The sequence below is a fragment of the Halomonas sp. TD01 genome (assembly GCF_923868895.1).
Taxonomy (GTDB): domain Bacteria; phylum Pseudomonadota; class Gammaproteobacteria; order Pseudomonadales; family Halomonadaceae; genus Vreelandella.
The window spans coordinates 1,362,577-1,389,477 of sequence record NZ_OV350343.1; the positions used below are offsets into that span (position 1 = coordinate 1,362,577).

28 protein-coding genes are annotated in these 26,901 nt (G+C 54.6%); 8 read left to right on the top strand and 20 right to left on the bottom strand.

Annotation, left to right across the window (positions count from 1 at the left end):
* Positions 1-5 precede the first annotated feature (5 nt).
* The 6 genes from L1X57_RS06455 to phnD all read right to left on the bottom strand — a co-directional run bounded on the left by L1X57_RS06455 (position 6) and on the right by phnD (position 5,965).
* Entirely contained in the window at positions 6-1,877 is a 1,872-nt protein-coding gene (locus L1X57_RS06455; RefSeq protein WP_009723191.1) for a methyl-accepting chemotaxis protein, read from the bottom strand.
* Positions 1,878-1,982: 105 nt separating this feature from the next.
* Entirely contained in the window at positions 1,983-2,414 is a 432-nt protein-coding gene (locus L1X57_RS06460) for a host attachment protein (RefSeq protein WP_009723190.1), read from the bottom strand.
* Positions 2,415-2,512: 98 nt separating this feature from the next.
* Entirely contained in the window at positions 2,513-3,322 is an 810-nt protein-coding gene (phnE, locus tag L1X57_RS06465; protein WP_009723189.1) for a phosphonate ABC transporter, permease protein PhnE, read from the bottom strand.
* Positions 3,316-4,125 (bottom strand): phosphonate ABC transporter, permease protein PhnE, encoded by an 810-nt coding sequence (gene phnE, locus L1X57_RS06470; RefSeq protein ID WP_009723188.1) that lies wholly within the window; start codon positions 4,123-4,125, stop codon positions 3,316-3,318. The genes phnE (L1X57_RS06465) and phnE (L1X57_RS06470) overlap by 7 nt, the downstream gene beginning before the upstream one ends.
* Entirely contained in the window at positions 4,112-4,918 is an 807-nt protein-coding gene (gene phnC / locus L1X57_RS06475) for a phosphonate ABC transporter ATP-binding protein (RefSeq protein ID WP_009723187.1), read from the bottom strand. The genes phnE (L1X57_RS06470) and phnC overlap by 14 nt, the downstream gene beginning before the upstream one ends.
* A gap of 57 nt (positions 4,919-4,975) precedes the next feature.
* Positions 4,976-5,965: a phosphate/phosphite/phosphonate ABC transporter substrate-binding protein gene (phnD, locus tag L1X57_RS06480; protein WP_009723186.1), complete on the bottom strand. Its 990-nt coding sequence runs from the start codon at positions 5,963-5,965 to the stop codon at positions 4,976-4,978.
* A 158-nt stretch (positions 5,966-6,123) separates the two neighbouring features.
* Here phnD and L1X57_RS06485 point away from each other — a divergent pair, with 158 nt between their 5' ends.
* Positions 6,124-6,717 (top strand): histidine phosphatase family protein, encoded by a 594-nt coding sequence (locus L1X57_RS06485; RefSeq protein WP_009723185.1) that lies wholly within the window; start codon positions 6,124-6,126, stop codon positions 6,715-6,717.
* Here L1X57_RS06485 and L1X57_RS06490 read toward each other — a convergent pair.
* The 8 genes from L1X57_RS06490 to hemE all read right to left on the bottom strand — a co-directional run bounded on the left by L1X57_RS06490 (position 6,714) and on the right by hemE (position 14,756).
* Positions 6,714-7,109 carry a RidA family protein gene (locus L1X57_RS06490; RefSeq protein ID WP_009723184.1) on the bottom strand — a complete coding sequence of 132 codons (396 nt, stop codon included), beginning with the start codon at positions 7,107-7,109 and terminating at the stop codon, positions 6,714-6,716. The two genes, L1X57_RS06485 and L1X57_RS06490, sit on opposite strands and share 4 nt — an antisense overlap.
* Positions 7,110-7,200: 91 nt before the next feature.
* A complete protein-coding gene (locus tag L1X57_RS06495) occupies positions 7,201-7,929 on the bottom strand; it encodes an amino acid ABC transporter ATP-binding protein (protein WP_009723183.1) in 729 nt (242 codons plus the stop codon).
* A gap of 86 nt (positions 7,930-8,015) precedes the next feature.
* Positions 8,016-9,116, bottom strand: coding sequence for an amino acid ABC transporter permease (locus L1X57_RS06500; RefSeq protein WP_009723182.1), 1,101 nt, complete (start codon positions 9,114-9,116; stop codon positions 8,016-8,018).
* Positions 9,117-9,137: 21 nt separating this feature from the next.
* Positions 9,138-10,328, bottom strand: coding sequence for an amino acid ABC transporter permease (locus L1X57_RS06505; RefSeq protein WP_009723181.1), 1,191 nt, complete (start codon positions 10,326-10,328; stop codon positions 9,138-9,140).
* A gap of 91 nt (positions 10,329-10,419) precedes the next feature.
* A complete protein-coding gene (locus L1X57_RS06510; protein WP_009723180.1) occupies positions 10,420-11,445 on the bottom strand; it encodes an amino acid ABC transporter substrate-binding protein in 1,026 nt (341 codons plus the stop codon).
* A gap of 235 nt (positions 11,446-11,680) precedes the next feature.
* Positions 11,681-12,691 (bottom strand): amino acid ABC transporter substrate-binding protein, encoded by a 1,011-nt coding sequence (locus tag L1X57_RS06515; RefSeq protein ID WP_009723179.1) that lies wholly within the window; start codon positions 12,689-12,691, stop codon positions 11,681-11,683.
* 92 nt (positions 12,692-12,783) lie between these two features.
* Entirely contained in the window at positions 12,784-13,644 is an 861-nt protein-coding gene (gene speE, locus L1X57_RS06520; protein WP_009723178.1) for a polyamine aminopropyltransferase, read from the bottom strand.
* Positions 13,644-14,756 (bottom strand): uroporphyrinogen decarboxylase, encoded by a 1,113-nt coding sequence (gene hemE, locus L1X57_RS06525; RefSeq protein ID WP_009723177.1) that lies wholly within the window; start codon positions 14,754-14,756, stop codon positions 13,644-13,646. Before hemE ends, speE begins: the two co-directional genes overlap by 1 nt.
* Before the next feature lie 230 nt (positions 14,757-14,986).
* Here hemE and ribA point away from each other — a divergent pair, with 230 nt between their 5' ends.
* Positions 14,987-15,622, top strand: coding sequence for a GTP cyclohydrolase II (gene ribA / locus L1X57_RS06530; protein WP_009723176.1), 636 nt, complete (start codon positions 14,987-14,989; stop codon positions 15,620-15,622).
* Positions 15,623-15,657: 35 nt separating this feature from the next.
* Entirely contained in the window at positions 15,658-16,356 is a 699-nt protein-coding gene (gene trhA / locus L1X57_RS06535) for a PAQR family membrane homeostasis protein TrhA (RefSeq protein ID WP_009723175.1), read from the top strand.
* Here the strand turns inward: trhA and L1X57_RS06540 are convergent.
* The 5 genes from L1X57_RS06540 to L1X57_RS06560 all read right to left on the bottom strand — a co-directional run bounded on the left by L1X57_RS06540 (position 16,353) and on the right by L1X57_RS06560 (position 20,943).
* Entirely contained in the window at positions 16,353-16,976 is a 624-nt protein-coding gene (locus L1X57_RS06540; RefSeq protein ID WP_009723174.1) for a glutathione S-transferase family protein, read from the bottom strand. The two genes, trhA and L1X57_RS06540, sit on opposite strands and share 4 nt — an antisense overlap.
* A gap of 62 nt (positions 16,977-17,038) precedes the next feature.
* Positions 17,039-17,800, bottom strand: coding sequence for a co-chaperone DjlA (gene djlA, locus L1X57_RS06545; RefSeq protein WP_009723173.1), 762 nt, complete (start codon positions 17,798-17,800; stop codon positions 17,039-17,041).
* 29 nt (positions 17,801-17,829) lie between these two features.
* Positions 17,830-19,755 carry a 1-deoxy-D-xylulose-5-phosphate synthase gene (dxs, locus tag L1X57_RS06550; RefSeq protein ID WP_009723172.1) on the bottom strand — a complete coding sequence of 642 codons (1,926 nt, stop codon included), beginning with the start codon at positions 19,753-19,755 and terminating at the stop codon, positions 17,830-17,832.
* Position 19,756: 1 nt separating this feature from the next.
* Positions 19,757-20,653 (bottom strand): (2E,6E)-farnesyl diphosphate synthase, encoded by an 897-nt coding sequence (ispA, locus tag L1X57_RS06555; protein ID WP_009723171.1) that lies wholly within the window; start codon positions 20,651-20,653, stop codon positions 19,757-19,759.
* Positions 20,647-20,943: an exodeoxyribonuclease VII small subunit gene (locus L1X57_RS06560; protein WP_009723170.1), complete on the bottom strand. Its 297-nt coding sequence runs from the start codon at positions 20,941-20,943 to the stop codon at positions 20,647-20,649. The genes ispA and L1X57_RS06560 overlap by 7 nt, the downstream gene beginning before the upstream one ends.
* 283 nt (positions 20,944-21,226) lie before the next feature.
* On the opposite strand from L1X57_RS06560, the gene serA reads away from it, so the two are divergent.
* Positions 21,227-22,471 (top strand): phosphoglycerate dehydrogenase, encoded by a 1,245-nt coding sequence (gene serA, locus L1X57_RS06565; protein WP_009723168.1) that lies wholly within the window; start codon positions 21,227-21,229, stop codon positions 22,469-22,471.
* A gap of 90 nt (positions 22,472-22,561) precedes the next feature.
* Here the strand turns inward: serA and L1X57_RS06570 are convergent, their stop codons facing one another.
* Positions 22,562-23,251, bottom strand: a complete 690-nt coding sequence (locus L1X57_RS06570; RefSeq protein ID WP_009723167.1) for a pirin family protein — start codon at positions 23,249-23,251, stop codon at positions 22,562-22,564.
* 222 nt (positions 23,252-23,473) lie between these two features.
* Between L1X57_RS06570 and trhO the strand changes: the two genes are divergently transcribed.
* The 4 genes from trhO to L1X57_RS06590 all read left to right on the top strand — a co-directional run bounded on the left by trhO (position 23,474) and on the right by L1X57_RS06590 (position 26,763).
* A complete protein-coding gene (trhO, locus tag L1X57_RS06575) occupies positions 23,474-24,433 on the top strand; it encodes an oxygen-dependent tRNA uridine(34) hydroxylase TrhO (protein WP_009723166.1) in 960 nt (319 codons plus the stop codon).
* Positions 24,434-24,539: 106 nt separating this feature from the next.
* Positions 24,540-25,346, top strand: a complete 807-nt coding sequence (locus tag L1X57_RS06580) for an enoyl-CoA hydratase (RefSeq protein WP_009723165.1) — start codon at positions 24,540-24,542, stop codon at positions 25,344-25,346.
* Positions 25,347-25,463: 117 nt separating this feature from the next.
* The gene (locus L1X57_RS06585; RefSeq protein ID WP_009723164.1) at positions 25,464-26,285 is read left to right on the top strand and encodes an IclR family transcriptional regulator; all 822 of its coding nucleotides are present in this window, start codon (positions 25,464-25,466) and stop codon (positions 26,283-26,285) included.
* A gap of 46 nt (positions 26,286-26,331) precedes the next feature.
* Positions 26,332-26,763 carry a YqaA family protein gene (locus L1X57_RS06590; protein ID WP_009723163.1) on the top strand — a complete coding sequence of 144 codons (432 nt, stop codon included), beginning with the start codon at positions 26,332-26,334 and terminating at the stop codon, positions 26,761-26,763.
* Positions 26,764-26,901: the final 138 nt, after the last annotated feature.

Genomic DNA, 26,901 nt, shown 5'->3' on the forward strand with positions numbered 1-26,901 from the left:
AATCCCTAGGCGATATGGCGACGTTGGCTGTCAGGTGCTTGATAGGGCACTTGCAAAGCAGGTGTAGCGGTGTGGGACAGCTTAAAACTGCTGATAGTCCCCGCGAGATGTTCAGCTTGCTCTTTTAATTGCTCGGCGGCGGTGGTGGACTCCTCAACCATCGCGGCGTTTTCCTGGGTCATGCGATCAAGCTCGGCAACGGCGATATTGACTTGATTAATGCCGTCGCTTTGCTCGCTGGTGGCTGCGTTAATCTCCTCCAGCACATCGGTAACGCGGGTGATATGGGCAACAATATCCTGCATCGTCGTACCCGCATTTTGTACCAGAGAAGTGCCATTGTTGACTTTGGTTTGTGAGTCTTCGATTAGCTTTTGAATATCGTTGGCAGCTTCGCTACTACGCCCCGCCAGTTTGCGAACTTCGTCGGCCACCACAGCAAAGCCGCGGCCATGTTCGCCGGCACGGGCCGCTTCCACGGAGGCGTTGAGTGCCAGCAGATTGGTTTGGAAGGCAATGCTGTTCATCAGCGTGACAATTTCACCAATTTTATTAGAGGCTTGAGAAATGTCTTCCATTGTCGTGACGACATTTGCCACCACTTGTCCTCCTTCCTTCGCGACGTTTGAAGCCGCATGGGAGAGCTGGTTGGCTTCCTGGGCGGACGCAGCGGTGTGCTGAACAGTGCTGGTGATTTGCTCAACCGACGCAGACGTTTGCTGCAGGCTAGAGGCAGCGTTGTCGGTGCGGCGCGATAAATCTTGACCGCCCATGGCAATTTCGTTGGCTGCGTGATGAACCGCTTCACTGCTCGTACGGACATCAATCAGAACGGCTTCCATTTTGCCGACAAAGCGGTTAAAAGCGCTGGCAATTTGAGTGACCTCATCGTTGCCCTCTTCCGGTAGGCGTTGGGTTAAATCACCTTCTCCCGAAGCAATGTTGTCCATCGCGCTACGCACACCGAGTAAGCGGCGAAGTAGCAGTGACAGCAACAAACCGAATACCACCGCGGTGATGGCGGCGACGACTAACAGCGTAATAATCGAGGTTGTCGCAATGGCACGTAGGCCTGCGGTGGCTTCGTGTTCATCAAGCGCCACCACTAACTGCCAGCCGCTGCTGCCACCCACAGTGCTGCCCATAAGCAGCTTGCTGCTGTTTTGCAGCTCAAGCGCTTGAGGCTCTTCGGCCTGGATAATCTGAGCCAAACTAGCGTTGGTAAGATCGCTGCTCAACACTGAGGAAGGCTCAAGCGTTAACGCGGCATCAGGGTGTGCCACGAGCGTGCCATCTTCCGTCGTCAAAAAGCCAAAGCTTGATGGCGTCGGGGCGATACTGGCCACAATAGCAATAACATCTTCAATCGTGATATCGGCGCCGATGACAGCAGCAAGCTGTCCGTTACGGTAGAAAGGGCGTGCAAAGGTAACAATTAATCCCCCCGTTTGGGCATCGACATAAGGCGTTGTGATAATGGTGTCTTTGGCGTTGACAGCGTCTTGATACCAGGGCCGTTGGCGAGGGTCATAGTCACTGGGCGGCTGCCAGTTATCAGAAAAAACAGCATCGGACGTAGAGGGGTAAGCTATATAGGCAGTCATGAAACTGCCGGAGTCAGCCAACTGACGCAGTGCGGTAAGCGGGTCGCTGTTGCTGACAGCATCATCCATGCTGGCCAGCATGGTATAGCGGGCGTTAAACCACTCATTAATCGCCTGAGTATTGCCGTTTACAACGGCATCTAGGTTGCTGCTTACCTGTTGGTTATTGTGATGCTTGACGGTGGTATAGCTGGCTATGCCATTAATGATGAGGGCTACAATAATGGCCGTGAGGGCGGCTAGTAAGATGCGGGCTCGTAGGGAGGAAAACATGGTCGCTCTCTAAATCGTCAGGGGTCAGACGACTATCGGCAAGAACGACCACTTCTTTAGTAGAAAAGCACGTTTAGTGGAAAAGAGAGGGTGATGTTTTAAGTATTAGCGTAAGTCGCTAACGGCGTTTTGAATATCGGCCAGGGACGCTTTACTCAAATCTTTTGAAAGCGTGTGAATGACCAGTTTGTGGGTGGTGTTATCAAGTTTTTCACGCAGCAAGCCGAGAAATTTAGGCGGCGCGACCATAATAAGCTTTTCCATGCTGTTATCGACGCGGGCGTCATATAAGCGCTTGGCGACTTCTTTGGCGAATAGCTCGTTTTCATGCTGCGAGGCAGCGCCCTCTTCTCCAGACGAGCGCGATGACGTTGACGTGGATTCATGGACATCGGCACCGCGGCGGTCGGTGATTAAATCACCTTCGTGCAGCCTGCCTGCTGCGTGTACAAGGCTTTCATGCTCGGCGAGATTCAACGCATCACGGGTAAAAATACGTGCGCGGGCGGCGTCAGCTACCACGATATAGGTGGTCATCGTCGTACGTCCTCCTTGTCGTTAGTTACCCTCTAACCATGGCAAGCGTTTGCCGTTTGGTCAAACACTTGCGAGTGGCGAAGTACGTTGTTGGGGGGTTAAAGTACCTTGCTGCGCAGTAGACTTGTAATGGCTTCGCCAATCAGTACCAAGATAATAATCGCGATCAAAATGGTGGCGACCGTCGGCCAGGCAAAGGTGTCGATAGCTCCTTGAAGAATCACACCAATGCCGCCTGCGCCAACGAGTCCTAGCACGGTGGATTCACGGATATTAATATCCCAGCGCAAAATCACAATGGCAAAAAAGGCTGGCATCACCTGGGGCACAATGGCGTAGGCAACCACTTTTGCCTTGGAAGCACCGGTAGCTTCCATCGCTTCCACCGGTCGCCGGTCGATTTCTTCAATCGCCTCACCCATTAACTTGCCGATAAAGCCAATTGAGCGAAACACAATCGCTAAAATCCCTGCCAGCACGCCGGGGCCAAAAATAGCCACAAATAACAGCGCCCATATAATCGTATTCACCGAGCGGCTTGATACTAGAATAAAGCGCCCTAGCCACAGGCAAACACGATTGGGAGTGGTGTTCTGTGCGGCGATATAGGCCACGGGCAAGGCTAGGAAAATAGTGAGGAATGTTGCTAACGTCGCGATATGTACCGTTTCAAGCAGGGCGTTGAGAATACTGTTTAGCCCGGCAGCGCTGGGTGGCCACATGCGCGCACCCAAGTTAGACATTTGATTGGGAGCGTCCCATACCCAGGGCCAGAAAATATCAATATCGCGAACCGCCCAGAACACCAGCATTAACGTGCCCAGCAGCACGGCGTAGCGGATGAGCCGCTCTTTACGGTCGTAGCGATGCCAAACGCGGTCGGCAAGTTGCTGTGCGTGATCTACCATATTTTTTTCCTCACCCAGCCGCTGATGCCTTCACTAAGCAAAATAACCGCGATAATGACCAGCAGAATCGCAAAGGCGAAGTCGTAATCATAACGACCAAAGGCATTCATTAACGTGCCACCGATACCGCCTGCACCGACGATCCCAACCACCGCAGAGGCGCGAAGATTGCTATCAAGCTGGTACATCGACAGGCCGACCTGGCGGGGTAATATTTGAGGAAAGACGGCGTAATACAACGTAGCAATGTAGCCTGCACCTGCCGCACGCATGGCCTCTACTTGCCCCCAGTCAATCTCTTCGATTTCTTCTGCTAACAACTTTCCAACAAAACCGATGGAGTAGAGGGTAAGCGTTAAAATACCTGCCAGTGGCCCAAACCCAACGGCCGCCACGAATAAGATGGCCACAATAACGGGGTGGAAGCTGCGCGAGATAATAATGACCGCGCGGCCAATAACGTAAATGGGCATTGGTGCAATGTTACGAGCGGCCATCACCGCAAACGGTATCGATAGGAAAACGCCTAGCAATGTGGCGAGAATGGCAATTTGGAAGCTCTCTTTAAAACCTGTCAGCAGCAACTCGTATCGTTCCAAGCTGGGTGGGAAGCCTCCGCTAAAGATGCGCGCTGCCCGCGGTAAGCCTTCTGAAATGCGCGCCCAATTAAACGGTAAAGAACCGAAAGCCCACACCAGATAAATCGCTGCGACAATAAAAATGCCGTAACGGATGACGGGATTGGCAATAAAAGGCGGCTTTTTCCAGGTGCGCGGAGAAGCGGGGGAGTCAGACGGCGTCATGTCGTGGCTCCTCTGTATGAGCATCGGGCTGCTCGGTTATTGCATCGTCAGGTGCTTCAATACCGCCATAGATAGCATCGAGCGCATCTTTATTAAAGTCCGCGGGCAACCCATCAAAAATCATCTTGCCGTGGCGTAAACCGACAATACGCTCAGTGTAGGTTTTTGCTTGAGCAACGTTGTGAATGTTGATCAATACCGGCAGCGAAAGCTCACTGGCAAGGCTCTGCAGCAGTATCATGATCTGCTCGGACGTGCGCGGGTCTAGCGACGCCGTTGGTTCGTCGGCCAGTAACAGGTCGGGTTCTTGCATTAATGCTCGTACCACCCCGACGCGCTGGCGCTCACCGCCGGAAAGCTCATCGGCACGTTTATTGGCGTAATGAGCAATCCCAACGCGCTCCATAAGGGTAAAGGCGCGCTCTATATCGGCTTGGGGGTAGCGCCGTGAGATTGCTTGGTAGAGATTAACGTAGCCAAGCCGCCCAGCGAGTACGTTCTCCATGACGGTAAGGCGGTCAAGTAAGTTAAAGCCCTGGAAGACCATGCCAATTTTACGCCGGGCACGGCGTAATTCAGCGCCTTTCACGTTAACCAGTTCGGCGCCGTTGAGTTTGATAGAGCCCGATGTAGGTTCTACTAACCGATTGATGCAGCGGAGCATAGTGCTTTTACCAGCACCGGACGCGCCAACGATAGAAACAACGCTGTTGTCCTCTACCTTAAGATCGAGGCCCTTCAGCACCGCCTCGTTGTGGCCATAACGCTTGACCAGATTCGTAATTTCCAGCATGTGATGGCTTCCATCAGAAGATGAATAACCGCGCCATCAGTGACGACGCGGCCGCTATTACTCCAGGTTGTCTGGCGTGTAGCTCACGCCGTTTGCCGCCTGAATAGTGCGAATCACTTGCCAGTTATCTTTGTAATTAATCGGAATAAACTTCTCGACGCCTTCAAACTCTTCGCCAAGCTCGGTGCCAATGAAATCGAAGGTAAAGAAGGCTTCCTCGATTTTTTCTACAAGGTCCGGGTGTAAGTTATGGGCGTAGTTATAGGAGGTGGTAGGGAAACGGTCAGACTCGAAAATTAGACGTACATCATCTTCATCGTATAGGCCGCGGGCTGCCATGCGCTCGACCACTTCAGAAGCCACTGGGGCGGCATCGTAGTCCCGTGCTACCACGCCCAGCATTGATTGGTCATGGCTGCCGGAGTAGACCACGTCGTAATCTTCGTCGGGGGTAATGCCAAGCTCTGGCAGTAAGGCTCGCGGCGCTAGATTACCGGAGTTGGACGTTGGTGAGGTGTGGGCAACACGCTTGCCCTTGAGATCTTCCAGGCTCTCAATGTCTGAGTCTACGTGGGTAAATAGCTGCAGGGTGTAGCCGAACTGGCCGTCATCTGACCCCATTAATGCGAAGGGTACCGCGCCTGCCAAGTTAACGGCAAATGGAGTAGGGCCGGTTGAGAAGCCGGCAATGTGTAAGCGCCCGCTACGCATGGCTTCGACTTGTGCGGCGTTAGATTGAACGGCGAAGAAGCGCACATCGCGTTCGGTAACGTCAGAAAGATGGTCAATAAAGGGCTGCCAGATATCCGAATAAATGGCAGGATCTTCTACCGGTGTGTAAGCAAAAATAAGGGTGTCTGGATTTGCCCACTCTGACTCATCGCTTGGGCGATCAGCGACCATGTCACCATTTTCATCGCAGTAAAGGGAATCAAGGTCACCGCGTTCGCATTCGGCGAAGGCATGGCTAGAGAGCAGTGCGAAGGGGAGCAATGATGCAGCCGCCAGCATAGCAAGCGGGCGCTTGCAGAAACGTGATGTTTGCATAGTTAGCCTCTTATGTGCGTTATTTTTGTGTTGTGCTATCCACGATCGAGTTCTGTGCTTTCTTTTGCTGAGCGTGCGTTTCGCAAGTGGACATTTGTAGCGCTAGATGTTTATTTTTCGAAAACGACCTCTTTCAATCTAGGATTTGTTACAAAGATATGTCAAACACTTTCACAACCGCCTTCTACCATTGGCGAAACCGCTATCTCTTGATGCGCCATGGCCACAGCCAGGCGAACGAACAAGGGCTCATTATTAGTTCGCCTGAGCGTGGGCTTTGCGACTTCGGCTTGTCACCTCTGGGTGAACAGCAGCTATCGACAGTCGTTGAGCAGTGGCAGTGGCCGACTCCCACGAAGGTGGTGCACTCGGACTTTTTGCGGACTACACAAACCGCTGAACGAGTCGCCTGTGCCTTTGGCTTAACACTGGAGAAAGAGGAGCGCCTGCGTGAGCGCTACTTCGGTGAGTTCGATGGACAAACGGATCGGTATTATCCGGATGTATGGGCGCTAGATACCCAAGATGCGGACCATCAACAGCATCAGGTGGAGGCGGTCAGCAAGGTGGCCTCGAGGATGTGTGCCGTGATTAAGGAGGTAGAGCGCCGCTGTGAAGGTGAGACAGTACTGGTGGTGAGTCATGGCGACCCGTTACAAATACTGCTCACAGCGCTTGCCAACAAACCGCTGACGCAACATCGCGAGCAACCTGCCTTACAGCCTGCCAGTATTACCCCGCTGGGGAGTTAGTCGGTTTCTTGCGCGGGAGGAATCCAAGCAATCATATCCACTTCTACATCGGCCCCACCAGCAAGACCGGTGACACCAATACAAGTGCGGGTTGGTAGTGGCTGCGTGAAGTAGCTGGCGTAGACACCATTCACCTCGTCAAAGTGGCCCATGTTGGTAATAAACACCCGTGACTGAACCACGTATTCAAAGCTGCTGCCCACCTCTTCCAATACAATGGCTAAGTTTTGCATGACGCGGTGAGTTTGCTCGGTAAATGTACCCAGCAGCATTTCGTTGGTTTCCGGGACGGTGGGCATCTGGCCGGTAATAAACACTAAATCGCCTACTCGGCAAGCGTGCGAAAAAGGAGCAATCGGCTGCGGGGCGCGGTCGATAAATAGCTTTTCCATCTTAAATTGTCTCTCTTGTGTCGATGAGCCAGCGTCGTTAGATATAAAAACGGGCCTACGAAGAGGCCCATTGGTTTACCAATCGCTTTACTTAGTGCCCCAGGATCTGGCTTAGGAATAGCTGGGTACGTTCTGATTGTGGGTTATTGAAGAAAGGCTCGGGAGCGTTTTCTTCGATAATTTGCCCTTGATCCATAAAAATCACCCGGTCGGCGACGGTTTTGGCAAAGCCCATTTCGTGGGTCACGCAGAGCATGGTCATGCCTTCATTGGCAAGCTCCACCATAACGTCTAACACTTCCTTGATCATTTCCGGGTCAAGAGCCGACGTCGGTTCGTCGAATAGCATCACGTCAGGGTGCATGCACAGTGAGCGGGCAATGGCTACCCGCTGCTGCTGACCGCCGGAAAGCTGGCCTGGGTACTTAAGTGCCTGCTCGGCAATGCGCACCCGCTCTAAGTACTGCATGGCCATTTCTTCTGCTTCGCGGCGCGGCTTTTTTTGTACCCACATCGGTGCGATACAGCAGTTTTCCAGCACCGTTAAGTGAGGGAAGAGGTTGAAGTGCTGGAACACCATACCCACGCTGCGGCGGATCTGTTCGATACGCTTAACGTCTTGGGTGAGCGGTACACCGCCCACCACGATATCACCTTGCTGGTGCTCTTCCAGGTGGTTAATGCAGCGAATCAAGGTTGATTTGCCCGAGCCTGAAGGCCCGCAAATAACGATGCGCTCGCCGCGTTTTACTTCTAGGTCGATATCGCGCAGCACGTGGAAATCGCCGTACCATTTGTTAACGCCGCGCATTTCGACCATCAGGTCAGAAGTACTGGTGCCAGAGAGGTTGGTGGCTGCTTGAGTCATGTCTTTATCCTGCTAAAAAATCGTTAATAAAAGCGGCGTTAGCGCTTATGGCCGGTGTGCAGCTTGCGTTCTAAATACTGGCTATAGCGCGACATGCTGAAACAGAAGATCCAGAACATGAAGGCGGCAAACACATACCCTTCCAGTGAGAAGCCCAGCCAGCGTGAGTCGGCCAGCGCCGCTTGCACGATCCCCAATAGGTCAAATAGCCCGATGATCATGACCAGGGTGGTGTCTTTAAACAGCGAAATGAAGGTGTTCACGATGCCGGGAATCATCATCTTCAGCGCCTGAGGAAGCACAATCAGGCCCATGCGTTTCCAGTAGGTCATGCCTAGCGCAGCGGCAGCCTCTTCCTGACCCTTAGGGATGGCCTGCAGGCCACCACGAATAACCTCGGCCATGTAGGCACTTTGGAACAGTGTTAAGCCGATCAGTGCACGTACTAGCCGGTCGACGCTCATATCGGAAGGCAGGAAAAGCGGCAGCATTACCGAGGCCATGAACAGTACGGTAATCAGTGGCACCCCGCGCCAGAACTCGATGAATACCACGCAGAAGCTTTTCACGATTGGCATATTGGAGCGTCGCCCCAATGCCAGCACAATCCCGATTGGTAGCGCACCAACCATGCCGACGGTGGCCAGCAGCAGAGTCAGCATCAAACCACCCCAGCGGTGTGTCGATACGCGGGGAAGGTCGAAGTAACCGCCGTGCAGCAGCACATAGGCAACAATGGGGAAGCCGACTAAGGCAAACACGGCTACCCAACGTTTGAAGGGTAGGCGGGGAATTGCCAGCCACGCTATTAGCGTAAAGAAGCCAGCAAAGACAATGTTGGCTCGCCAGATTTCCTCACGGGGATACAAGCCGTAGATAAACTGAGTAAAGCGTGCATTGATGAAGACCCAGCAAGCCCCTTCCCGAGAGCAGTCATCCCGTGTGGTGCCTATCCAATCGGCATTCAGAAACGCCCACTGAACGGTGGGAACCACGAGCAAATAGAGTATGTAAAGCCCGATTAGGGTAAAGATAGTATTGATCGGGCCGTTGAACAGGTTGGCACGTAGCCAGGCAACCGCCCCGACAGAACTACTGGGGGCTGGCCGCTCTTTAATGATTGTTTGATTATGGATCATGTGAACATCCTCACCGTCGGCCTAGCGTTCAACCAGTGCCACTCGGGCGTTGAACCAGTTCATAAACATGGACACCAGCAGGCTGATGGTTAGGTAGACCGCCATGGTCATTGCAATGACCTCAATGGCTTGGCCGGTCTGATTCAGCGTGGTGCCTGCAAATACCGAGACAAGGTCGGGATAGCCGATGGCAGTGGCCAGCGACGAGTTCTTGATCAAGTTCAGGTATTGGCTGGTCAACGGCGGAATAATGACACGCAGCGCCTGAGGGATGACCACCAGGCGAAGTACCAGGTTACGTGGCAGGCTTAACGCCTGGGCGGCTTCCGTTTGCCCGTGTGAAATCGCCTGGATGCCTGAGCGGACAATTTCAGCAATAAATGAGGCGGTATAGATCGACAGGGCAAGCCAAAGGGCGAGGAACTCGGGAATCACCGTGATACCGCCACGGAAATTAAAGCCGCGCAGTTCCGGCATCTCCCAGGTAACTGGCACACCGGTGGCTACCAGTACTAACAGGGGTAAGCCAAAAATCAGCACAAACGAGATCCAGTAAGCTGGCAGGCGTTTCCCAGTGGCTTCATGGCGACGCTTATTCCATATAACCAGCGCAATGCTGGCAACAATGGCGACAAGAAAGGTGAGGGGGATTAAGCCAAAGCCAGACTCAAACAGTGGCTGAGGTAAATACAGCCCGCGCACGTTAAGAAAAATCGCTTCTCCAAATGCCATGCTCTCCCGGGCGCTCGGCAACGTGCGTAGCACGGCAAAGTACCAGAAGAAAATTTGCAGCAGCAGCGGAATGTTGCGGAAGGTTTCGATATAGGCGGTGGCTAAGCGCGCCAGTAGCCAGTTAGGCGACAGGCGGGCGATGCCAACAATAAAGCCAATGATGGTGGCAGCCAATACCCCTAGGCCACCTACCAGCAGTGTATTGAGTAAGCCGACCAGGAAGGTGCGGCCATAGGTGCTTTGGGAAGAGTAGTCGATCAGACTCTGCACAATTCCAAAGCCTGCGGTGTTGCCCAAGAAACCAAACCCGGTGGTGATACCACGTGCGGATAAGTTGTCTTGGACATTACCGACAATGTAGAGCAAAAAGGCTGCCACAGCAGCGACGAGCAGCAGCTGGAAGATAAGCGCACGTTTGGCACGGTCTCGCCAAAACGGCGGCTTGTGGCCAGCGGGGCGAGTGTTAGGACTTACGGACATGGAAGGCGTCTCCGCGATACGGACGGTCAATCAAATGGCCCGCCAAGGCCCCTGGAAGAATGGGGCGGCGGGCCGGGGTCAAACGAGACGCTTAGCGAATCGGCGGTGCGTACTGGAAACCACCTTGGTTCCACAGGGCGTTAACACCACGTTCAATCTCAAGTGGAGAGCCCATACCCACGTTGCGATCAAAGCTTTCACCATAGTTACCGACTTGGCTCAGGATGTTGTAGGCCCAATCAGCGTCTAAGCCCATACCTTCTCCGTAGTTGCCATCTTGACCAAGCAGGCGGGCAACATCAGGGTTATCAGAGCTGAGCATTTCTTCGGCATTTTCGCTGGTGACGCCATACTCTTCACCATTAATCATTGCGAATAGCGACCACTTCACAATGTTGAACCATACATCGTCGCCTTGGCGTACCACTGGGCCGAGCGGCTCTTTAGAGATAACGTCTGGCAGAATCATCGCGCCAGACGGGTCATCTAGCTGAATACGCAGTGCGGCTAGCTGGGAAGTATCGGAGGTCAGAACGTCGCAGCGGCCAGCCTGGAAGCCGCCAACGGTTTGTTCAGAGGTATCGAAAACGATGGGGTCAAACTCCATGCCGTTGGCACGGAAGTAGTCTGCTAGGTTCAACTCAGTCGTGGTGCCAGACTGAATACAAATAGCGGCACCGTCCAGTTCAGACGCGCTGGAAATACCCAGGTCGCGGGAGACCATAAAGCCTTGGCCATCATAGAAGTTAACGCCAGTAAAGTTGAGGCCCAGCGTCGTGTCACGTGTGGTGGTCCACGTGGTATTGCGTGAAAGTACGTCCACTTCACCAGATTGTAGGGCAGTGAAACGCTCTACAGCGTTCAGAGAAATATAGTTCACCGCATCCGCGTCGCCGAGAACGGCAGCTGCAACAGCACGGCATACGTCAACGTCGAGTCCTTGCCAGTTACCTTCATCGTCTGGGGCGGAAAAACCTGGCAGGCCGTCGCTGACACCGCACTGCACGGCGCCACGCTCCATCGTATCTTCTAACGTATCGGCTTGGGCAGTGGCGACACCGGCCAACGTGATAGCACCCGCGGAGGCCAGCAGTACCAAGTGTTTCTTATTCATCATGGTCGTTCCCCTTACTCGATTTAATGTCGTTATGCATGCAGATGCATGACACTAAAAGCTAGCAAGGAAGATGCCAGAAAGGATATGTCGCGATATTCAGCGCTTTTCAACGCAAAATGAGCGACTTATACGAAAGAATGGGTGCAAAAAAGCGCATTAGCGGCTACTGGTCGCTCTATTTTGGTGCAATGCCGCTAATGCCTCCCTACGTTTAGCCTAGAATCTGCGAATCGGATTAGCGAATCGGTGGGGCGTACTGAATACCGCCATCTTTCCACAAGGCGTTTAAGCCTCTAGCAATCTTGAAGTCAGAGTCAGCACCGACGTTTCTATCAAAGATATCGGCGTAATTACCCACTTGCTTGATGATTTGGTACGCCCAATCGGTGTTGATGCCCATTGGCTCGCCAAAGTCGCCGTCTTGGCCAAGCAGGCGCATTACATCAGGGTTTTCCGAATTAAGTTGCTCGTCTACGTTGGCTTGGGTGATGCCTAGCTCTTCCGCATTTAGCATGGCAAACAGTGACCACTTCACAAGATTGAACCACTGGTCGTCACCTTGACGAACGGCTGGGCCAAGCGGCTCTTTCGAGATGATTTCAGGGAGCACGACCGCCATGTCGGGATCAGCAAGCTGCATCCGCTGGGCATAAAGTTGGGAAGCGTCGGAGCTTAAAACGTCGCAACGGCCTGCTTCAAAGCCTGCAATAGATTGCTCGGGTGCATCGAATACGACGGTATCATAGGTCATGCCGTTGATGCGGAAGTAATCAGAAAGGTTGAGTTCGCTGGTGGTGCCGGACTGGGTGCAAACTGCTGCGCCATCAAGCTCTTTGGCACTTTGCACACCTAGATCACTGGCCACCATAAAGGCTTGGCCATCGTAATAACTCACGCCGGTAAAGTTCATTCCCAGCGTTGTGTCACGGCTTGAGGTCCAGGTCGTGGTGCGTGATAGGACATCGACTTCGCCAGACTGCAGAGCAGTGAAACGCTCTACCGAGTCGAGTGGTACAAAATCTACTTTTGTCGCGTCGCCAAGCGCCGCAGCAGCAATGGCACGGCACACATCGGTGTCCAGGCCCCGGTATTGGTCGTCGTCAGCCAACGATGAAAAACCTGGCTGAGCGGCATTAACGCCACAGCGCACGCTATCGCGTTCTTGAACGGTTTCCAACGTGCTGGCCATAGCCATCGCGGGTACTAAAACACCAATTCCTACTCCCAACCAACGAACGGTTTTCATTTGTTATTCCTTAACGTGAAAGGGCAAATAATCGTAAGCACATAAAAAAAGCCGAGCAATGCTCGGCCTTTTGGCTATTCGCAGGCGCAGCGTTATGCGAAGGCTTTACGCATAAAAGGCGGCAGCGATAGTGCACCACGGTGAGCATCACCTGTGTAGTACTGTAGCGGCATTTCATGCTCAGCGGCAGCCTGTTCGCGGAAGCTTTCAACGCTGGTCGCTTTACCGGCCAACGTGACGCTCCACCAGCCAGAAGGGTAAACCGGCTGTGGGAAGGGCAGTGTGGCCACGCTATCAAAGCCCGCTTCACGCATGTCGTTACGCAGTTCGCGAATAATAGAGCCGCTGTGGTAAAGCGGTGATTCGCTTTGCTGCACCATCACGCCGCCATTTTTTAGAATACGGTGGCAACGCTTCAGGAAGTCGGTTTTAAACAGCCCTTCGGCGGGGCCAACTGGGTCGGTGGAGTCGATAATTAGCACGTCGATGCTCTCATCGGCAGCGTCGTCTACCCACTTTACACCATCAGCAAACAACAGCTCGGCACGTGGGTCGCCGTTAGCTTCTACCAGCGCTGGGAAGAAACGCTCGGCGGCCTTGGTCACTTCTTCATCGATGTCGATTTGCGTCACTTTTTCAACACCAGGGTGACGCAGCACTTCCTTCAGCGTGCCGCAGTCGCCGCCGCCAATAATCACTACCCGCTTGGGGTCTTGATGGGTGAACAGCGCCGGGTGGGCAATCATTTCGTGATAGAGGAAGTTGTCGCGATCGGTCAGCATTACGCAGCCATCTAGCACCATCAGGTTGCCGTAGGTCTCCGTGGTATACACTTCCAGGTGCTGGTAGGGGCTTTGCACATCCAGCAATTTCTCAGTGACTTTCAGCGAGAAAGCGCTGCCGTGGCTATCAAATACTTCGGTAAACCACTGGTCGTCGCGTAAATCGCTCATTACTTTGCTCCTGGGCGCGGGGCGTTCGTTTGGGTAGGAATGCCTTGATGATACTGCGGGCTTAAATCGTGCAGCGCCTCCATAAAGGCGGTGACGTGATCAGGGTTGGTGAACTGGCTGATGCCATGGCCCAAGTTAAATACGTGGCCAGGGCCGTGCCCATAGCTTTCCAGCACCCGTGCAACTTCCGCGCGGATGGCAGAAGGCCGAGCGAACAGTACGTTGGGGTCGAGATTACCTTGCAGCGCCACTTTATGGCCTACCCGTGCGCGGGCGTCAGAAAGTTCGGTGGACCAATCGATACCTAGCGCATCGGCTCCAGCGCAGGCGATATGCTCAAGCCATTGGCCGCCGTTCTTGGTAAACAGGATGACCGGCACGCGGCGGCCACCGTGCTCACGAATCAGGCCGGAGACAATTTGCTCCATGTAGCGCAGCGAAAATTCCAGGTAGGCGGGTGTTGATAGCGCTCCGCCCCAGGTGTCAAAAATCTGTACTGCTTGAGCGCCAGCGCGAATTTGCGCGTTTAAGTAGTCGGTTACTGACTGCGCCAGGGTATCCAGCAATTGGTGCATGGTGTCTGGCGTATCGTAAAGCATGGTTTTCAAGTGGCGGAAATCTTTGCTAGAACCGCCTTCCACCATGTAAGTGGCTAACGTCCAGGGGCTGCCCGAAAAGCCAATCAACGGCATCCGGCCGTTCAGCTCACGACGAATGGTCGAAACGGCACGCATTACATAATCGAGATCGCGCTCGGCGTTGGGCACCGTTAACGCTGCCACCTCTTCTGGGGTGCGTACCGTTTTTCTGAATTTAGGGCCTTCACCGGTTTCGAAATAGAGCCCCAAGCCCATCGCGTCTGGGATCGTGAGAATATCGGAAAACAGAATAGCGGCGTCGAGCGGGTAGCGCTCAAGGGGCTGTAGCGTCACTTCACAGGCGAGGTCATGGTTGCGGCACAGATCCATAAAGCTACCAGCATCGGCGCGGCTGGCACGATATTCTGGCAGGTAACGGCCTGCTTGGCGCATCATCCACACCGGAGTGCGGTCGACGGGCTGGCGAGCCAGCGCGCGAAGAAAACGGTCGTTTTGCAAAGGTGTGGTGGTCATAAACACTTGCTCTTGAGAAGTTTGCCCGCATTGTAAGGGAAATAGCGTACTTGAAGATAACGGTACTTGGAGATAACTGTGCTTGAAAATAGCAATTGTACTTAAAAACGTACTTAAAAACGTCTCTCTCTGTTGATACCGTGAGGCCACCGCCGCTTCCTGGTAAACTGTCTTCTTATTTTGCCAACGCCGGTGTGGTTAGCTGGTTTGGTTAATCAACGAGGTAACCTGTGACCATTCGCTTCATTGCCACTTCCCGGCTGCCCACGCCTTGGGCCACATTCACCATGCACGGCTTCGAAGACGAAGCCACGGGTAAAGACCATATCGCCTTAACATTAGGTGATGTGAGCGGCGGCGAGCCAGTACTGGGGCGCGTGCATTCTGAATGTTTAACTGGTGATGCGCTGTTCTCAATGCGCTGCGACTGCGGCTATCAGTTGCAAGAAGCGCTCAAGCGTATTGCCGAAGAAGGGCGTGGCGTGCTGTTCTACCTGCGCCAGGAGGGGCGAGGTATTGGGCTGCTGAATAAAATCCGCGCTTATCATCTGCAAGACCAAGGTGCCGATACGGTCGAAGCCAACGAACAGCTTGGTTTTGGTGCGGACATGCGTCGCTATGACCTGTGTGTGCCGATGCTTAACCACTTGGGTATCACGGCACTAAAACTGATGACCAATAACCCTAGAAAGGTTGATGCCTTAACCCGGGATGGGGTGAATGTGGTTGAGCGCCTACCGATTACCACTGGCCTGAACCCGCACAATGAACACTATCTCTCAACGAAAGCTGGCAAACTTGGTCATATGATGGCGCTGGACGACTTTACCCAGGCCAGCGACGTCGATATTGAACGTAAAGGATGATAGTGAGCGGGGGGAGTTGTTAGGAGTGCCCCAAGATGAAAGCCGAAGATGAACAACAGCGTGACGTGCTGCCTCAAGAGCAAGGCGAGTTCAGCATTGTCGAAGAGTGGTTACACAGCATTACCCACGGGGTTGGTGCTGTACTCAGCCTGGTGGGCATGGTCGTGCTGTTGGTAGTCGCGAGCTTAGCTGCCCATGTTGATCCTTGGAAAATTGTCAGCCTGAGCCTGTACGGCGCTACGTTAGTCCTGCTTTATACCGCTTCGACCTTCTATCACGGCATTTCTAATCGGCGCTGGAAGCAACGCTTCCAGATGCTTGACCACTGCGCGATTTACTTACTTATCGCGGGCACCTATACGCCTTTTCTGCTCGTTAATATGCGCGGCACCACGGGCTGGGTCTTATTCACCGCCGTGTGGTCGCTAGCGCTAGTGGGGATTGGCTGTAAACTGCTTTGGCCACAGCGTTTCGCGGCACTACGCGTGGCTATCTATTTACTGATGGGCTGGATGATCGTGCTGGCCTCTAGAGAGATGGCGGCCAATTTATCAGTGGCCGGCATCGCTCTGCTTGCCGCAGGGGGAATCATCTACACGCTAGGGGTGATCTTCTATGCCGTGCGCGCCATCCCCTACAATCACGCTATCTGGCATCTGTTTGTGATTGCCGGAAGTGTCTGCCACTACTTTGCCGTCTACAGCACTGTCCTGCCCCACCGAGCGGTCACTTAGCGATCAACTGCCGCTTGCTCTTTTTCCATGGCACGGGCTAGCGCTGGACGATCAGCGTGGCGTGTGCGGTAGGCAGCCAGGGGTTCAGGCAGGCGATGCTTCATACCAACTGCCCACGTTAAGGTGTGGGTAAGGAATAAGTCCGCCAGGGTGAAGGTATCGCCTACCAACGTTTCCTGACCATGATAACGGCGCTCAAGCGCTTGCAGTGCCCGCTGAAACTCCCATGCGGCGGTAGGCAGTACGGCGGGGACGCGTTGGTCTTGGGGAAGGGCGAACTTATGCTTGGCCTGTAACCACAGTGGCTGCTCTATTTCAGTGACGATAAAGCTTAGCCACTGGTCGACCTGCGCTCGTTCAGCGGCGTTTTCTGGTAATAGGCGGTCGTCACCGTATTGTTCAGCGAGATAGCGGCAGATGGGAGCTGACTCAAACAGCGTTAGCTCGCCATCTTCAATGACGGGCACCTTGCCATCTGGATGGCGGGCTAGGTGTTCTGCGGTTTGTCCCTCGCCTTTATCCAGCGCTACATGCTGGCAGCGGTATTCCAGCCCAAGCTCTTCAAGTGTCCAGGCAACCCGCACCGAGCGGGAGTTCGGAAAGCTGTAGTGCGTTATCATTAGGCGGCTCCTAAGCAGCGCGGTGAGGCTTTACTGTAGCGAGTGCTTAGAAACCTGTCGAGCTACCGGTCTCGGGCGCTACGGATGCGTTCGTAAGCGTTGCCAATTTCGCTGGTGCGCGCCTGAGCCACTTCACGCATGCTTTCTGGCAGCCCTTTACCGGCGAGTTTATCTGGGTGGTTTTGGCTCATCAGGCGGCGGTACGCTTTCTTGATTTCTGCGTCGCTGGCGTCTTCATTCACCCCAAGTACGCGGTAGGCGTCTTTTAGCGCCTCTTCGCTGGAACCTTGTGAATTCGCGGCGGCACCGTGAAGCATGGCTTCAATCTGCTGTACTTCGGCGTCGCTACAGCCTACTCCGCGGGCCACGCGCAGGATCATCTCGTGCTCGGCAGGGTGAAGCACGCCGTCGGCAGCAATGGCGGTTAACTGAACTTGCAAAAACACTTGGCGTAAAATCGGCTGGCGCTGGGTCAGCCGATTAACGTTGGCCAGCTCTGCATCTAGGTTGAAATCGTCGGCGCGCCCGCGCTCAAAAGCGGCCCGCGCTTTGGCACGCTGTTCGCCTTGAAGGTGCATTTGGTCGAATAGCTTTTCGGCCACGCCAAGCTCGCCATCGGTGACTTTGCCATCGGCTTGGCACAAGCAACCCATTACCGAGAAGATCGATTCTAAAAAGCCTTCTTGGATTTGCGTGCGGGCGGCGTTTAAGCGGCGGCTAATCCGTCGTCCTAGCCACCAGCCCAGCCCTCCGCCTATCAGCAGGCCCCAGACGCCGCCAACGGCCAAGCCAATCAGGCCAAACAAGATAATCAAAAATAGCATGGTGTTCTCAACCGTTGAAAAGTTAAAAGTTACGGGAGACGAGCGCGGATAGCGCGCTCGATACCGTCGGCATCCAGGCCGCAGTCGCGTAGCAACTCTGCAGGGGTGCCGTGTTCAACAAAGGTGTCAGGCAGGCCTAAATTGAGCACCTCGATTTGTACCCCTTCAGCATGCAGTAGTTCGTTCACTGCGCTACCTGCACCACCGGCGATCACATTCTCTTCCAGAGTGACCAGCAGCTCATGTTCATCAGCGGCATGCAGCACGGTGTCTCGGTCCAGTGGCTTGATAGAGCGCATATTGATATGCGTTGCGTCGAGCTTTTCAGCAACCTCTGCGGCGGCGCTGTTGACGCTACCAAACGCTAGCAATGCAATGCGTACGCCTTCGTTACCAGCCTCGCGGCGCACCTGTGCCTGGCCAATGGGCAACGGCTCTAAGTGTTCCGGAATGGCTACGCCGGGGCCTGTGCCGCGAGGGTAGCGAACCGCTGCAGGGCCTGGGTGATGGTAGGCGGCGCTAAGCATGGCGCGGCACTCTGCTTCATCAGCAGGGGCTAAAATAACCATGCCGGGGATGCAGCGTAAAAATGATAAATCCATGCTGCCGTGGTGGGTTGGCCCGTCTTCACCGACTAGGCCTGCTCGGTCAATCGCAAACGTCACGTCTAGATTCTGGACGGCCACATCGTGAATAAGCTGGTCGTAGCCGCGCTGTAAGAATGTGGAGTAAATCGCCACGACAGGCTTCATGCTCTCGCAGGCCATGCCCGCAGCAAGCGTCACGGCATGCTGCTCGGCGATCGCGACATCAAAATAGCGCTCAGGATACTGTTGGGAGAAGCGAATTAAATCCGAGCCTTCGCCCATGGCTGGGGTAATCCCCATCAGCCGTGAATCGGTGGCCGCCATATCGCACAGCCAGTCGCCAAACACGTTGCAGTACTTTTTCTTAGCCGCTGTTTTGGGCGTTGCCGGTGGTTTTACCAGCGGCGCATTGGCAGTGGCGCTGGGCTTTTCTAGCTTAGTGATGGCGTGATAACCAATTTGGTCAGCTTCGGCGGGCAGAAAACCTTTACCCTTAACTGTTTTGATATGCAGAAATTGAGGGCCGTCCTGGTCGCGCAGGTTGCGCAATGTTTCGGTGAGCGCCTCCAGGTCGTGGCCATCGATTGGGCCGATGTAGTGGAAGCCCATCTCTTCAAACAGCGTGGCAGGGCTCACCATGCCTTTCATATGCTCTTCGGTGCGCTTGGCAAGTTCGAGTGCGCCCGGCAGATGGGAGAGCACTTTTTTGCCTTCTTCACGCATTTTAAGGAAGGGCTTACTAGACAGCACACGGGCTAGATAGGTCGCGATGCCGCCAACATTTTCCGAGATCGACATCTCATTGTCGTTCAGCACCACTAGCATGTTGGCGTTAACGTGGCCTGCATGGGCCAGCGCTTCAAACGCCATTCCTGCAGTGAGTGCGCCATCGCCAATAATGGCGCACACACGACGAGGATCGTTTTGCGCCTGGGCGGCTAAGGCCATCCCCAGGGCGGCTGAAATCGACGTGCTGGAGTGACCTACACCGAAGGTGTCGTACTCGGATTCGGTGCGGCGGGGAAACGCTGCTAGGCCGCCATGCTGGCGAATGCTGAGCATCTCCTCGCGTCGCCCGGTTAAAATCTTATGTGGGTATGCTTGGTGGCCTACGTCCCATACCAAACGGTCCTTGGGCGTATGAAAAGCGTGGTGCAGCGCTACGGTAAGCTCCACAACGCCCAGGCCTGCACCGAAGTGGCCGCCTGTCACACCCACGCTGTATAGCAAGTAGGCGCGTAATTCGTCAGCCAACTGGGCAAGCTGTTTAGCATTCATGGCCCGCAGCGCAGCGGGATGATCAAAAGAGTCGAGCAGCGGCGTCGCCGGGCGCTCGCGGGGAATCTCGTCGAACAACTTCATAGGCATGTCAGTGGTCGCGCTCGATCATATAGTGGGCAAGATCAGCCAGCGGTGCGGCTTGCTCGCCAAGCGGGGCGAGGGCGGCAATGGCCTCTTCAATAAGCGAATTTGCTTTATGCTGTGCGCCTGAAAGCCCCAGTAAGCTGGGATAGGTCGGCTTGGCACGTGCGGCATCAGCGCCGGAGACTTTGCCCAACGTGACGGTATCGCCCGTCACATCAAGGACATCATCATGAATCTGGAAGGCTAGACCAATGGCGCGGGCGTAGCGAATCAGAGCGGCAAGCCGTGGGTCATTTTCATCTACCGCGACTAACCCGCCTAAACGCACTGCAGCCACAATCAGCGCACCGGTTTTGTGGGCATGCATATGAGCCAAGGCATCCACATCCGGGTGGCCGCCTACGGCGGCTAAATCTAGCGCTTGGCCTGCGACCATCCCCGCCCGGCCAGAAGCAACAGCCAGCGTGGTTACCATGCTGCCAAGCCGTGGATGAGGTTGGCTGGCGAGTACCTCAAAGGCTAGTGCTTGCAGCGCGTCTCCCGCTAAAATTGCGGTGGCTTCATCGAACGCTTTATGCACCGTAGGTTGGCCGCGACGCAAGTCGTCATCGTCCATGGCAGGTAGATCGTCATGAATCAATGAGTACGCATGGATCAGCTCAATCGCTGCTGCGGGGGCATCCAACGCGTCTTCCCGCGCACCTAATGCGTTACCTGCGAGGTACACTAGCAGTGGCCGCAAACGTTTGCCGCCTACCAATAGGCCGTGACGCATCGCGGCTTCAAGCCGCGGCGCAACGGCTGGTTGGGTGTCAAACAAGGCTGAAAGTGTGGCATCTACCCGCGCATTGCTCGCCTGGCGCAGCGTCGCCAGCGGAGAGGCATTAGCAGTCGTTACCATGGCGGCGTTTCCTCGCTGTCGTTGCCGTGATTAGTGGCATTGTCCGTCTCTGGACCCGCCGTAAAAGAGGTAACGTCAAGCTTACCCTCGCGGTCTTCACTTAATGCACGAACTTTTAGTTCGGCGTTGTCGAGACGCTGCTGGGCGTCACGGGTAAGTCGCACGCCCTGTTCAAACGCGGTCAGCGCGTCCTCCAATGAGAGTTCGCCGGACTCAAGGCGTTCCACAATGGTTTCAAGCTGTGAAACCGTTGCGGCGAAATCTTGCGCAGGTGGAGTGTTGTCGCTCATTGGGTAAGGCCTACTATTTTGCTGGCGCCCTGACGCTGTTTAAGGGCGGCGAATATGGCTATAGCCGTGTTATCAAAAAATAAACGCCCAGTATACACCGAGCTAAGGGGGTGGCGTCTGCCCTCATCCGTGGTCAATTCTTCTACTTGCGCCCGGTTCATCTTGTAAACGCACACTTTTCATCATCTCAAGACGCCGAGAGTGGCAGTGGTTGTGCTACCATATGCGCCTCCCGTGAACCGATACACGGCGCATGCCGCCGACCATAGAGGTTGATTCAGCCATGGCCAAAACGTCCCTGGACAAGAGCAAGATCAAGATCCTGCTGCTCGAGGGCGTCCACCAAAGCGCGGTGGACAATTTTCACAACGCAGGTTACGAGAACATCGAGCACCTGCCGACATCGCTAGATGAAGCGTCGCTGATCGAAAAGATTCGCGATGTTCACTTCATCGGCATTCGCTCGCGTACGCAGCTCAACGAGCGCGTATTTGACGCGGCAGAAAAGCTGGTGGGCGTTGGCTGTTTCTGTATCGGTACGAACCAGGTTGACTTGACGGCAGCCCTTAAACGCGGCATTGCGGTATTTAACGCGCCGTACTCCAATACCCGCTCGGTCGCAGAATTGGTACTGGCGGAAGCCATCATGCTGCTACGTGGCATTCCCGAGAAGAATGCGCGCGCTCACCAAGGGGGCTGGCTGAAATCAGCGAAAAATTCCCACGAAGCTCGGGGCAAAACCCTGGGTATCGTTGGTTACGGTAGCATCGGTGCGCAGCTTTCAGTGTTGGCTGAATCGCTTGGCTTCAACGTCATCTATTACGATGTGATCACCAAGTTAGGCATGGGCAATGCGAATCAGGTAGCGAGCCTGGAGCAGCTGTTAGCACGCTCTGACGTGGTTAGCCTACACGTTCCTGACTTGCCTGCTACGCGCTGGATGATTGGCGAGAAAGAGATCGCGGCCATGAAGCAGGGCGCCATCCTGATTAACGCAGCCCGCGGCAGCGTTGTTGAGATTGAGCCACTGGCAGAAGCGATTAAGGCTGGCAAGCTTAACGGTGCCGCCATTGATGTCTTCCCGGTAGAGCCGAAGGGCAATGATGAAGAGTTCCAAAGTCCGCTACGCGGCCTGGACAACGTGATTCTGACACCGCATATCGGTGGTTCTACCCTGGAAGCCCAGGAGAATATCGGTATTGAGGTGGCTGAAAAGCTAATTACTTATTCGGACAATGGCACCACGGTTACCTCTGTTAACTTCCCAGAAGTAGCGCTGCCTGCTCATCCAGATAAGCATCGTCTGTTGCACATTCATGACAACGTACCTGGCGTACTATCGCAAATTAACCGCGTACTGTCTGAAAACGGCATCAACATTTCAGGTCAGTACCTGCAAACCAATGATAAAGTGGGCTATGTGGTCATTGATGTTGATAAAGCCTACGGTCCGCAAGCCTTAGAAGCGTTGAAGCAAGTGGAGCACACGCTGAAAATTCGCGTGCTTTACTCGGCGCATAACAGCTAGACGATGCTGTCAGCGTAACCATCTAAAACGGCCCCTCTTTCGGGGCCGTTTTGGTTTATAGGCTTATTAGTTTCAGCGATTGAAACTGGTTTAGGCTAAATCAAACAACAGCACTTCAGCCGTTTGTCCACCGGTCACACTGAATGTTTCATGCGGTTGAAATGCAGCAGCATCCCCAGCGCTGAGGGTTTCACCGTTAACGTCAACCGTGCCTTTCACCACATGTAGCCAGGCATAGCGTGACGGTGGTGCAGTCGCTTGCTCTCCTGCATCGAACAAGCCAGCGTAAAGGTTAACGTCTTGATTAACGCTCACCGACCCTTCGCGACCATCTTGAGAAGCGACTAAGCGCCACTGGCCTTGGCGTTCAGCGGTAGGAAAGGCCTTCTGCTCATAGCTAGGAGTAATGCCACGCTTGGCAGGCTCGATCCAAATCTGCAGGAAATGCAGTCCGTTCTCTTTTGAATGATTAAACTCGCTGTGCAGCACGCCAGTACCTGCGGACATGCGCTGTACATCGCCCGGGCGCATTACCTCGCCGTTACCCATATTATCGCGATGCTCCATTTCCCCTTCCAGTACATAGGAGATAATCTCCATATCCCGATGGGGGTGAGCACCAAAACCTTGGCCGCCGGTTACCCGGTCTTCGTTGATTACCCGCAGCGCTCGGAATCCCATATGGTTAGGATCCACATAGTTGGCGAACGAAAAAGTGTGGTAAGAACGCAGCCAGCCGTGGTCGGCGTAGCCTCGCTCATTAGAACGACGGATGTGCATGGTGTGCTCCGAAAACGTCATAAGGAATAGCACCAATATACGCTCGCTCGCCTGGAGCGTGGGGTGAAGCTTTTTAGACGGTCCGATCGAATAAATTGATGATTGACCCGCAGCCCCTCGTCATTGTCAGGCGGAGCAGCACTTCGCATGAATTGTTTGCTAAACTATGCGCGTTTATTTACCCGGTCCGCCCTTTGCGGGGGCGACTACCAGGAGTATTCCATGACGGAAACCACCCAAACGCCGCCTATTGTGGTCGCGGCGCTGTATAAATTTGTCACTCTGAACGACTTTGAAGCGCTGCGTGAGCCTCTGCGCCAGAGGATGATCGATAACGGCGTCAAAGGCACGCTGCTGCTGGCCAAAGAAGGTATTAACGGCACCGTGGCGGGCACCCGCGAGGGCATTGATGGCCTGCTAACTTGGCTGACCGCCGACCCTCGCTTAAGCGATATCGACCATAAAGAGTCCTACTGCGACGAAACGCCGTTTTATCGTACGAAGGTGAAGCTGAAAAAAGAGATTGTCACCTTAGGCGTGCCGGATATTGACCCCAACGACACCGTTGGAACCTACGTGGAACCGGAAGATTGGAATGATGTGATCTCCGACCCAGACGTGCTGGTCATTGACACCCGTAACGACTACGAAGTAGCGATTGGTAGCTTTGAGCGGGCAATTGACCCGAAAACGACCACCTTCCGTGAGTTTCCTGAGTACGTGCGTGAGCACTACAACCCAGAAAAGCACAAGAAAGTCGCCATGTTCTGCACCGGTGGCATTCGCTGCGAAAAGGCCTCCAGCTTTATGCTGAAAGAGGGCTTTGAAGAGGTTTATCACCTAAAAGGTGGCGTGCTGAACTACCTCGAAAAGGTCCCGGAAGAGCAATCTTTATGGCGCGGGGAATGTTTCGTATTTGATAACCGCGTCACGGTGCGCCACGATCTAAGCGAAGGCGAGCATGAGCAGTGCCACGCCTGCCGTATGCCCATCTCGCTTGATGATATGCAGTCGTCGGCCTATGAGCCGGGCATCAGTTGCCCCCACTGCATCGACTCACTCCCCGAGAAAACCCGCGCTGCCGCCCGAGAGCGTCAACGCCAAATCGAACTGGCTAAGGCCCGTGGCGAACCTCATCCTCTAGGCTATAACCATCGCAAGGGCAACCGCGCAAACACGTAACTCACGAGGCCTCCTGCTTCTCAGGAGGCCTCTTTGGTCGTATCTCGCCAACATTAGTTTTTGTACGCGCTAGACTGAGCAACACTCGACTGTCTAGGAGCTTTCTATGTCTGCCTCTCCAGATGCGCCACTGGCGTCTTCAGATCTGCTGCAACGCACTGACTATCAAGGGGTAACGACCCTTACTTTAAACCAACCTGAACGCTTTAATGCGCTGTCTGAGGACATGCTGACGGCGCTGCAACGTGCGCTTGATGATATTGCTCAGAATGAGCAAGTGCGCTGCGTAGTGTTAGCCGCGAACGGCAAGGCATTCTGCGCAGGACATGATTTAAAGCAGATGCGTGCGAACCCTGATAAAGCCTACTACCAAGCGCTGTTTGCTCGCTGCGGCGCGGTAATGCAGACCATCGTTAACTTGCCTGTACCCGTGATTGCTAAAGTTCAGGGCATTGCGACGGCCGCTGGCTGCCAGCTCGTCGCTAGCTGTGATTTGGCCGTGGCGGCTAGCAGTGCCCGCTTTGCCGTGTCAGGGATCAATGTGGGGCTTTTCTGTTCGACACCGGCGGTAGCGCTGTCGCGTAACGTATCGCGTAAACGGGCGATGGAAATGCTGCTGACCGGGGAGTTTATTAGTGCTTCTCAGGCTGCCGACTGGGGGCTCATTAATCGGGTTGCCGAAGAGAGCGAACTCGATAGTACTGTGGAAGCGCTCACTGCAAGCATTTGCGCTAAGAGCGCGGTGGCGGTGCGCACTGGGAAGGCAATGTTCGCCCGTCAGTTGGCCATGCCGTTAGAGGAAGCCTATGCCTTTGCTGGTGAAACCATGGCGTGCAACATGCTGGCAGACGATGTAGCCGAGGGCATTGATGCCTTCATTGCCAAGCGCCCGCCTCAGTGGCGCCATCGCTAGTAAATCTCGCTATATCATTGGTGGAATTTGTTTCCGTAAACGCGACAGCTGCCCCGCTGGCGCGTTATCCTCCCCCACTTTATGCCTTCAGGAGAGGCGCCTTCAGGAGAAAGTAAGGTGAGTGACGTAAAGCGCAGGTCAGTCGGACGTCCGGCAGGGGCCACCAAGCCGAGCGGTGGGCACAGCCAATCATTAGTACGTGGCCTCACGCTGTTAGAGCATTTGTCGGCAAGCCCATTAGGGTTAGCCCTGTCAGAGTTGGCGGAGATGGCTGATCTCGCGCCATCCACTACTCACCGTTTGTTGCAGGCGCTACAGAGTCAGGGGTTCGTGACGCAAGAGAGTGAGCAGGGGCTTTGGCGTATTGATGTTAAAACTTTCCGCATTGGTAACAGTTTTTTAGAAGCGCGCGACGTCGTTACCCAAAGCAGGCCCTTTCTACGCCGCTTAACCGCAGAAACAGGCGAAACTGCCAACTTGGGCATTCGGGATGGTGCAACCGCGGTATTTCTTGCCCAGCATGAGTCGCCGCAGATGATGCGCATGATTACTCGCCTAGGCTCGCGGGCGCCGCTGCATGCTTCAGGGGTGGGTAAAGCCTTACTGGCCTGGATGAGCGAAGACGAGCGTACCGCGCTGCTTAAAGGTTACGACCTTGCCCGGGTGACTGAAAATACCCTGCATCAATCCGATGAGCTGTTGACCGAAATGGCCACTATTCGTGCTCAGGGATTTGCCTGCGACCGCGAGGAGCATGCAGTGGGCTTACATTGCGTTGCCGCCTGCATTCACGATGAGCACGGCACGCCGCTGGCGGCTATTTCAGTCTCTGGGCCAATGGCACGCATTCCTGAAGAGCGCCTGCTGGCGTTGGGTGCGTTAGTGCGCACAATTGCCGACGAAATCACTCTACAGCTGGGTGGCCAACTGCCCCGATGAGCAGTGCTTCGTGGACCAGCAGTGACTGACAAAGGCGGCACCCATTATGTTTAGCTTATTCTGGGTGGCGCTAGCGAGTGCCACCTTACTGCCTGGCGGCTCAGAGGTGTGGTTGGCACGGCTGTGGTGTTTAGGCGAGTCCGCGCTTGGGCTGTGGCTCGTCGCAACCGCTGGCAATACGCTGGGCAGTATGATCAATGTGGCGCTGGGACGTTATGCTCGCCAGTTTCAACATCGCCGCTGGTTCCCAGCGTCGCCCGCTGGCCTAGCTCGCGCAGAGCGTTGGTACAAGCGTTTTGGCGAAGTTAGCTTGCTGCTTTCCTGGGCACCTGTCCTTGGTGACCCCCTGACTGTGCTCGCAGGTATCTTTAGGCTGCCCTGGTGGCGTGCACTGCTTTGGATTGTGGTAGCCAAAGGGGCACGCTATGGGCTGTTGTTGGCGTTAGCCCACCAATGGCTGGCGCCGCTTTGCGGGTAAATCTAAAGATAATGGCCAACTTTCGTAGCGTTGACGTAATAAACATTGACGAGGCTAGTGGCGAGCCACGCTCTTTTTCCCATGTTACCCTGTTTGTCTTTTATACAAACCTAGCACCCACGTAGAGTGCAATATGAA

Excerpts from the sequence above, each read along its gene's own strand:
- L1X57_RS06455 (WP_009723191.1), bottom strand. The coding sequence starts at position 1,877 with ATGTTTTCCTCCCTACGAGCCCGCATCTTACTAGCCGCCCTCACGGCC.
- L1X57_RS06460 (WP_009723190.1), bottom strand. The coding sequence starts at position 2,414 with ATGACCACCTATATCGTGGTAGCTGACGCCGCCCGCGCACGTATTTTT.
- phnE (WP_009723189.1), bottom strand. The coding sequence starts at position 3,322 with ATGGTAGATCACGCACAGCAACTTGCCGACCGCGTTTGGCATCGCTAC.
- phnE (WP_009723188.1), bottom strand. The coding sequence starts at position 4,125 with ATGACGCCGTCTGACTCCCCCGCTTCTCCGCGCACCTGGAAAAAGCCG.
- phnC (WP_009723187.1), bottom strand. The coding sequence starts at position 4,918 with ATGCTGGAAATTACGAATCTGGTCAAGCGTTATGGCCACAACGAGGCG.
- phnD (WP_009723186.1), bottom strand. The coding sequence starts at position 5,965 with ATGCAAACATCACGTTTCTGCAAGCGCCCGCTTGCTATGCTGGCGGCT.
- L1X57_RS06485 (WP_009723185.1), top strand. The coding sequence starts at position 6,124 with ATGTCAAACACTTTCACAACCGCCTTCTACCATTGGCGAAACCGCTAT.
- L1X57_RS06490 (WP_009723184.1), bottom strand. The coding sequence starts at position 7,109 with ATGGAAAAGCTATTTATCGACCGCGCCCCGCAGCCGATTGCTCCTTTT.
- L1X57_RS06495 (WP_009723183.1), bottom strand. The coding sequence starts at position 7,929 with ATGGTCGAAATGCGCGGCGTTAACAAATGGTACGGCGATTTCCACGTG.
- L1X57_RS06500 (WP_009723182.1), bottom strand. The coding sequence starts at position 9,116 with ATGATCCATAATCAAACAATCATTAAAGAGCGGCCAGCCCCCAGTAGT.
- L1X57_RS06505 (WP_009723181.1), bottom strand. The coding sequence starts at position 10,328 with ATGTCCGTAAGTCCTAACACTCGCCCCGCTGGCCACAAGCCGCCGTTT.
- L1X57_RS06510 (WP_009723180.1), bottom strand. The coding sequence starts at position 11,445 with ATGATGAATAAGAAACACTTGGTACTGCTGGCCTCCGCGGGTGCTATC.
- L1X57_RS06515 (WP_009723179.1), bottom strand. The coding sequence starts at position 12,691 with ATGAAAACCGTTCGTTGGTTGGGAGTAGGAATTGGTGTTTTAGTACCC.
- speE (WP_009723178.1), bottom strand. The coding sequence starts at position 13,644 with ATGAGCGATTTACGCGACGACCAGTGGTTTACCGAAGTATTTGATAGC.
- hemE (WP_009723177.1), bottom strand. The coding sequence starts at position 14,756 with ATGACCACCACACCTTTGCAAAACGACCGTTTTCTTCGCGCGCTGGCT.
- trhA (WP_009723175.1), top strand. The coding sequence starts at position 15,658 with ATGAAAGCCGAAGATGAACAACAGCGTGACGTGCTGCCTCAAGAGCAA.
- L1X57_RS06540 (WP_009723174.1), bottom strand. The coding sequence starts at position 16,976 with ATGATAACGCACTACAGCTTTCCGAACTCCCGCTCGGTGCGGGTTGCC.
- djlA (WP_009723173.1), bottom strand. The coding sequence starts at position 17,800 with ATGCTATTTTTGATTATCTTGTTTGGCCTGATTGGCTTGGCCGTTGGC.
- dxs (WP_009723172.1), bottom strand. The coding sequence starts at position 19,755 with ATGCCTATGAAGTTGTTCGACGAGATTCCCCGCGAGCGCCCGGCGACG.
- ispA (WP_009723171.1), bottom strand. The coding sequence starts at position 20,653 with ATGGTAACGACTGCTAATGCCTCTCCGCTGGCGACGCTGCGCCAGGCG.
- L1X57_RS06560 (WP_009723170.1), bottom strand. The coding sequence starts at position 20,943 with ATGAGCGACAACACTCCACCTGCGCAAGATTTCGCCGCAACGGTTTCA.
- serA (WP_009723168.1), top strand. The coding sequence starts at position 21,227 with ATGGCCAAAACGTCCCTGGACAAGAGCAAGATCAAGATCCTGCTGCTC.
- L1X57_RS06570 (WP_009723167.1), bottom strand. The coding sequence starts at position 23,251 with ATGCACATCCGTCGTTCTAATGAGCGAGGCTACGCCGACCACGGCTGG.
- trhO (WP_009723166.1), top strand. The coding sequence starts at position 23,474 with ATGACGGAAACCACCCAAACGCCGCCTATTGTGGTCGCGGCGCTGTAT.
- L1X57_RS06580 (WP_009723165.1), top strand. The coding sequence starts at position 24,540 with ATGTCTGCCTCTCCAGATGCGCCACTGGCGTCTTCAGATCTGCTGCAA.
- L1X57_RS06590 (WP_009723163.1), top strand. The coding sequence starts at position 26,332 with ATGTTTAGCTTATTCTGGGTGGCGCTAGCGAGTGCCACCTTACTGCCT.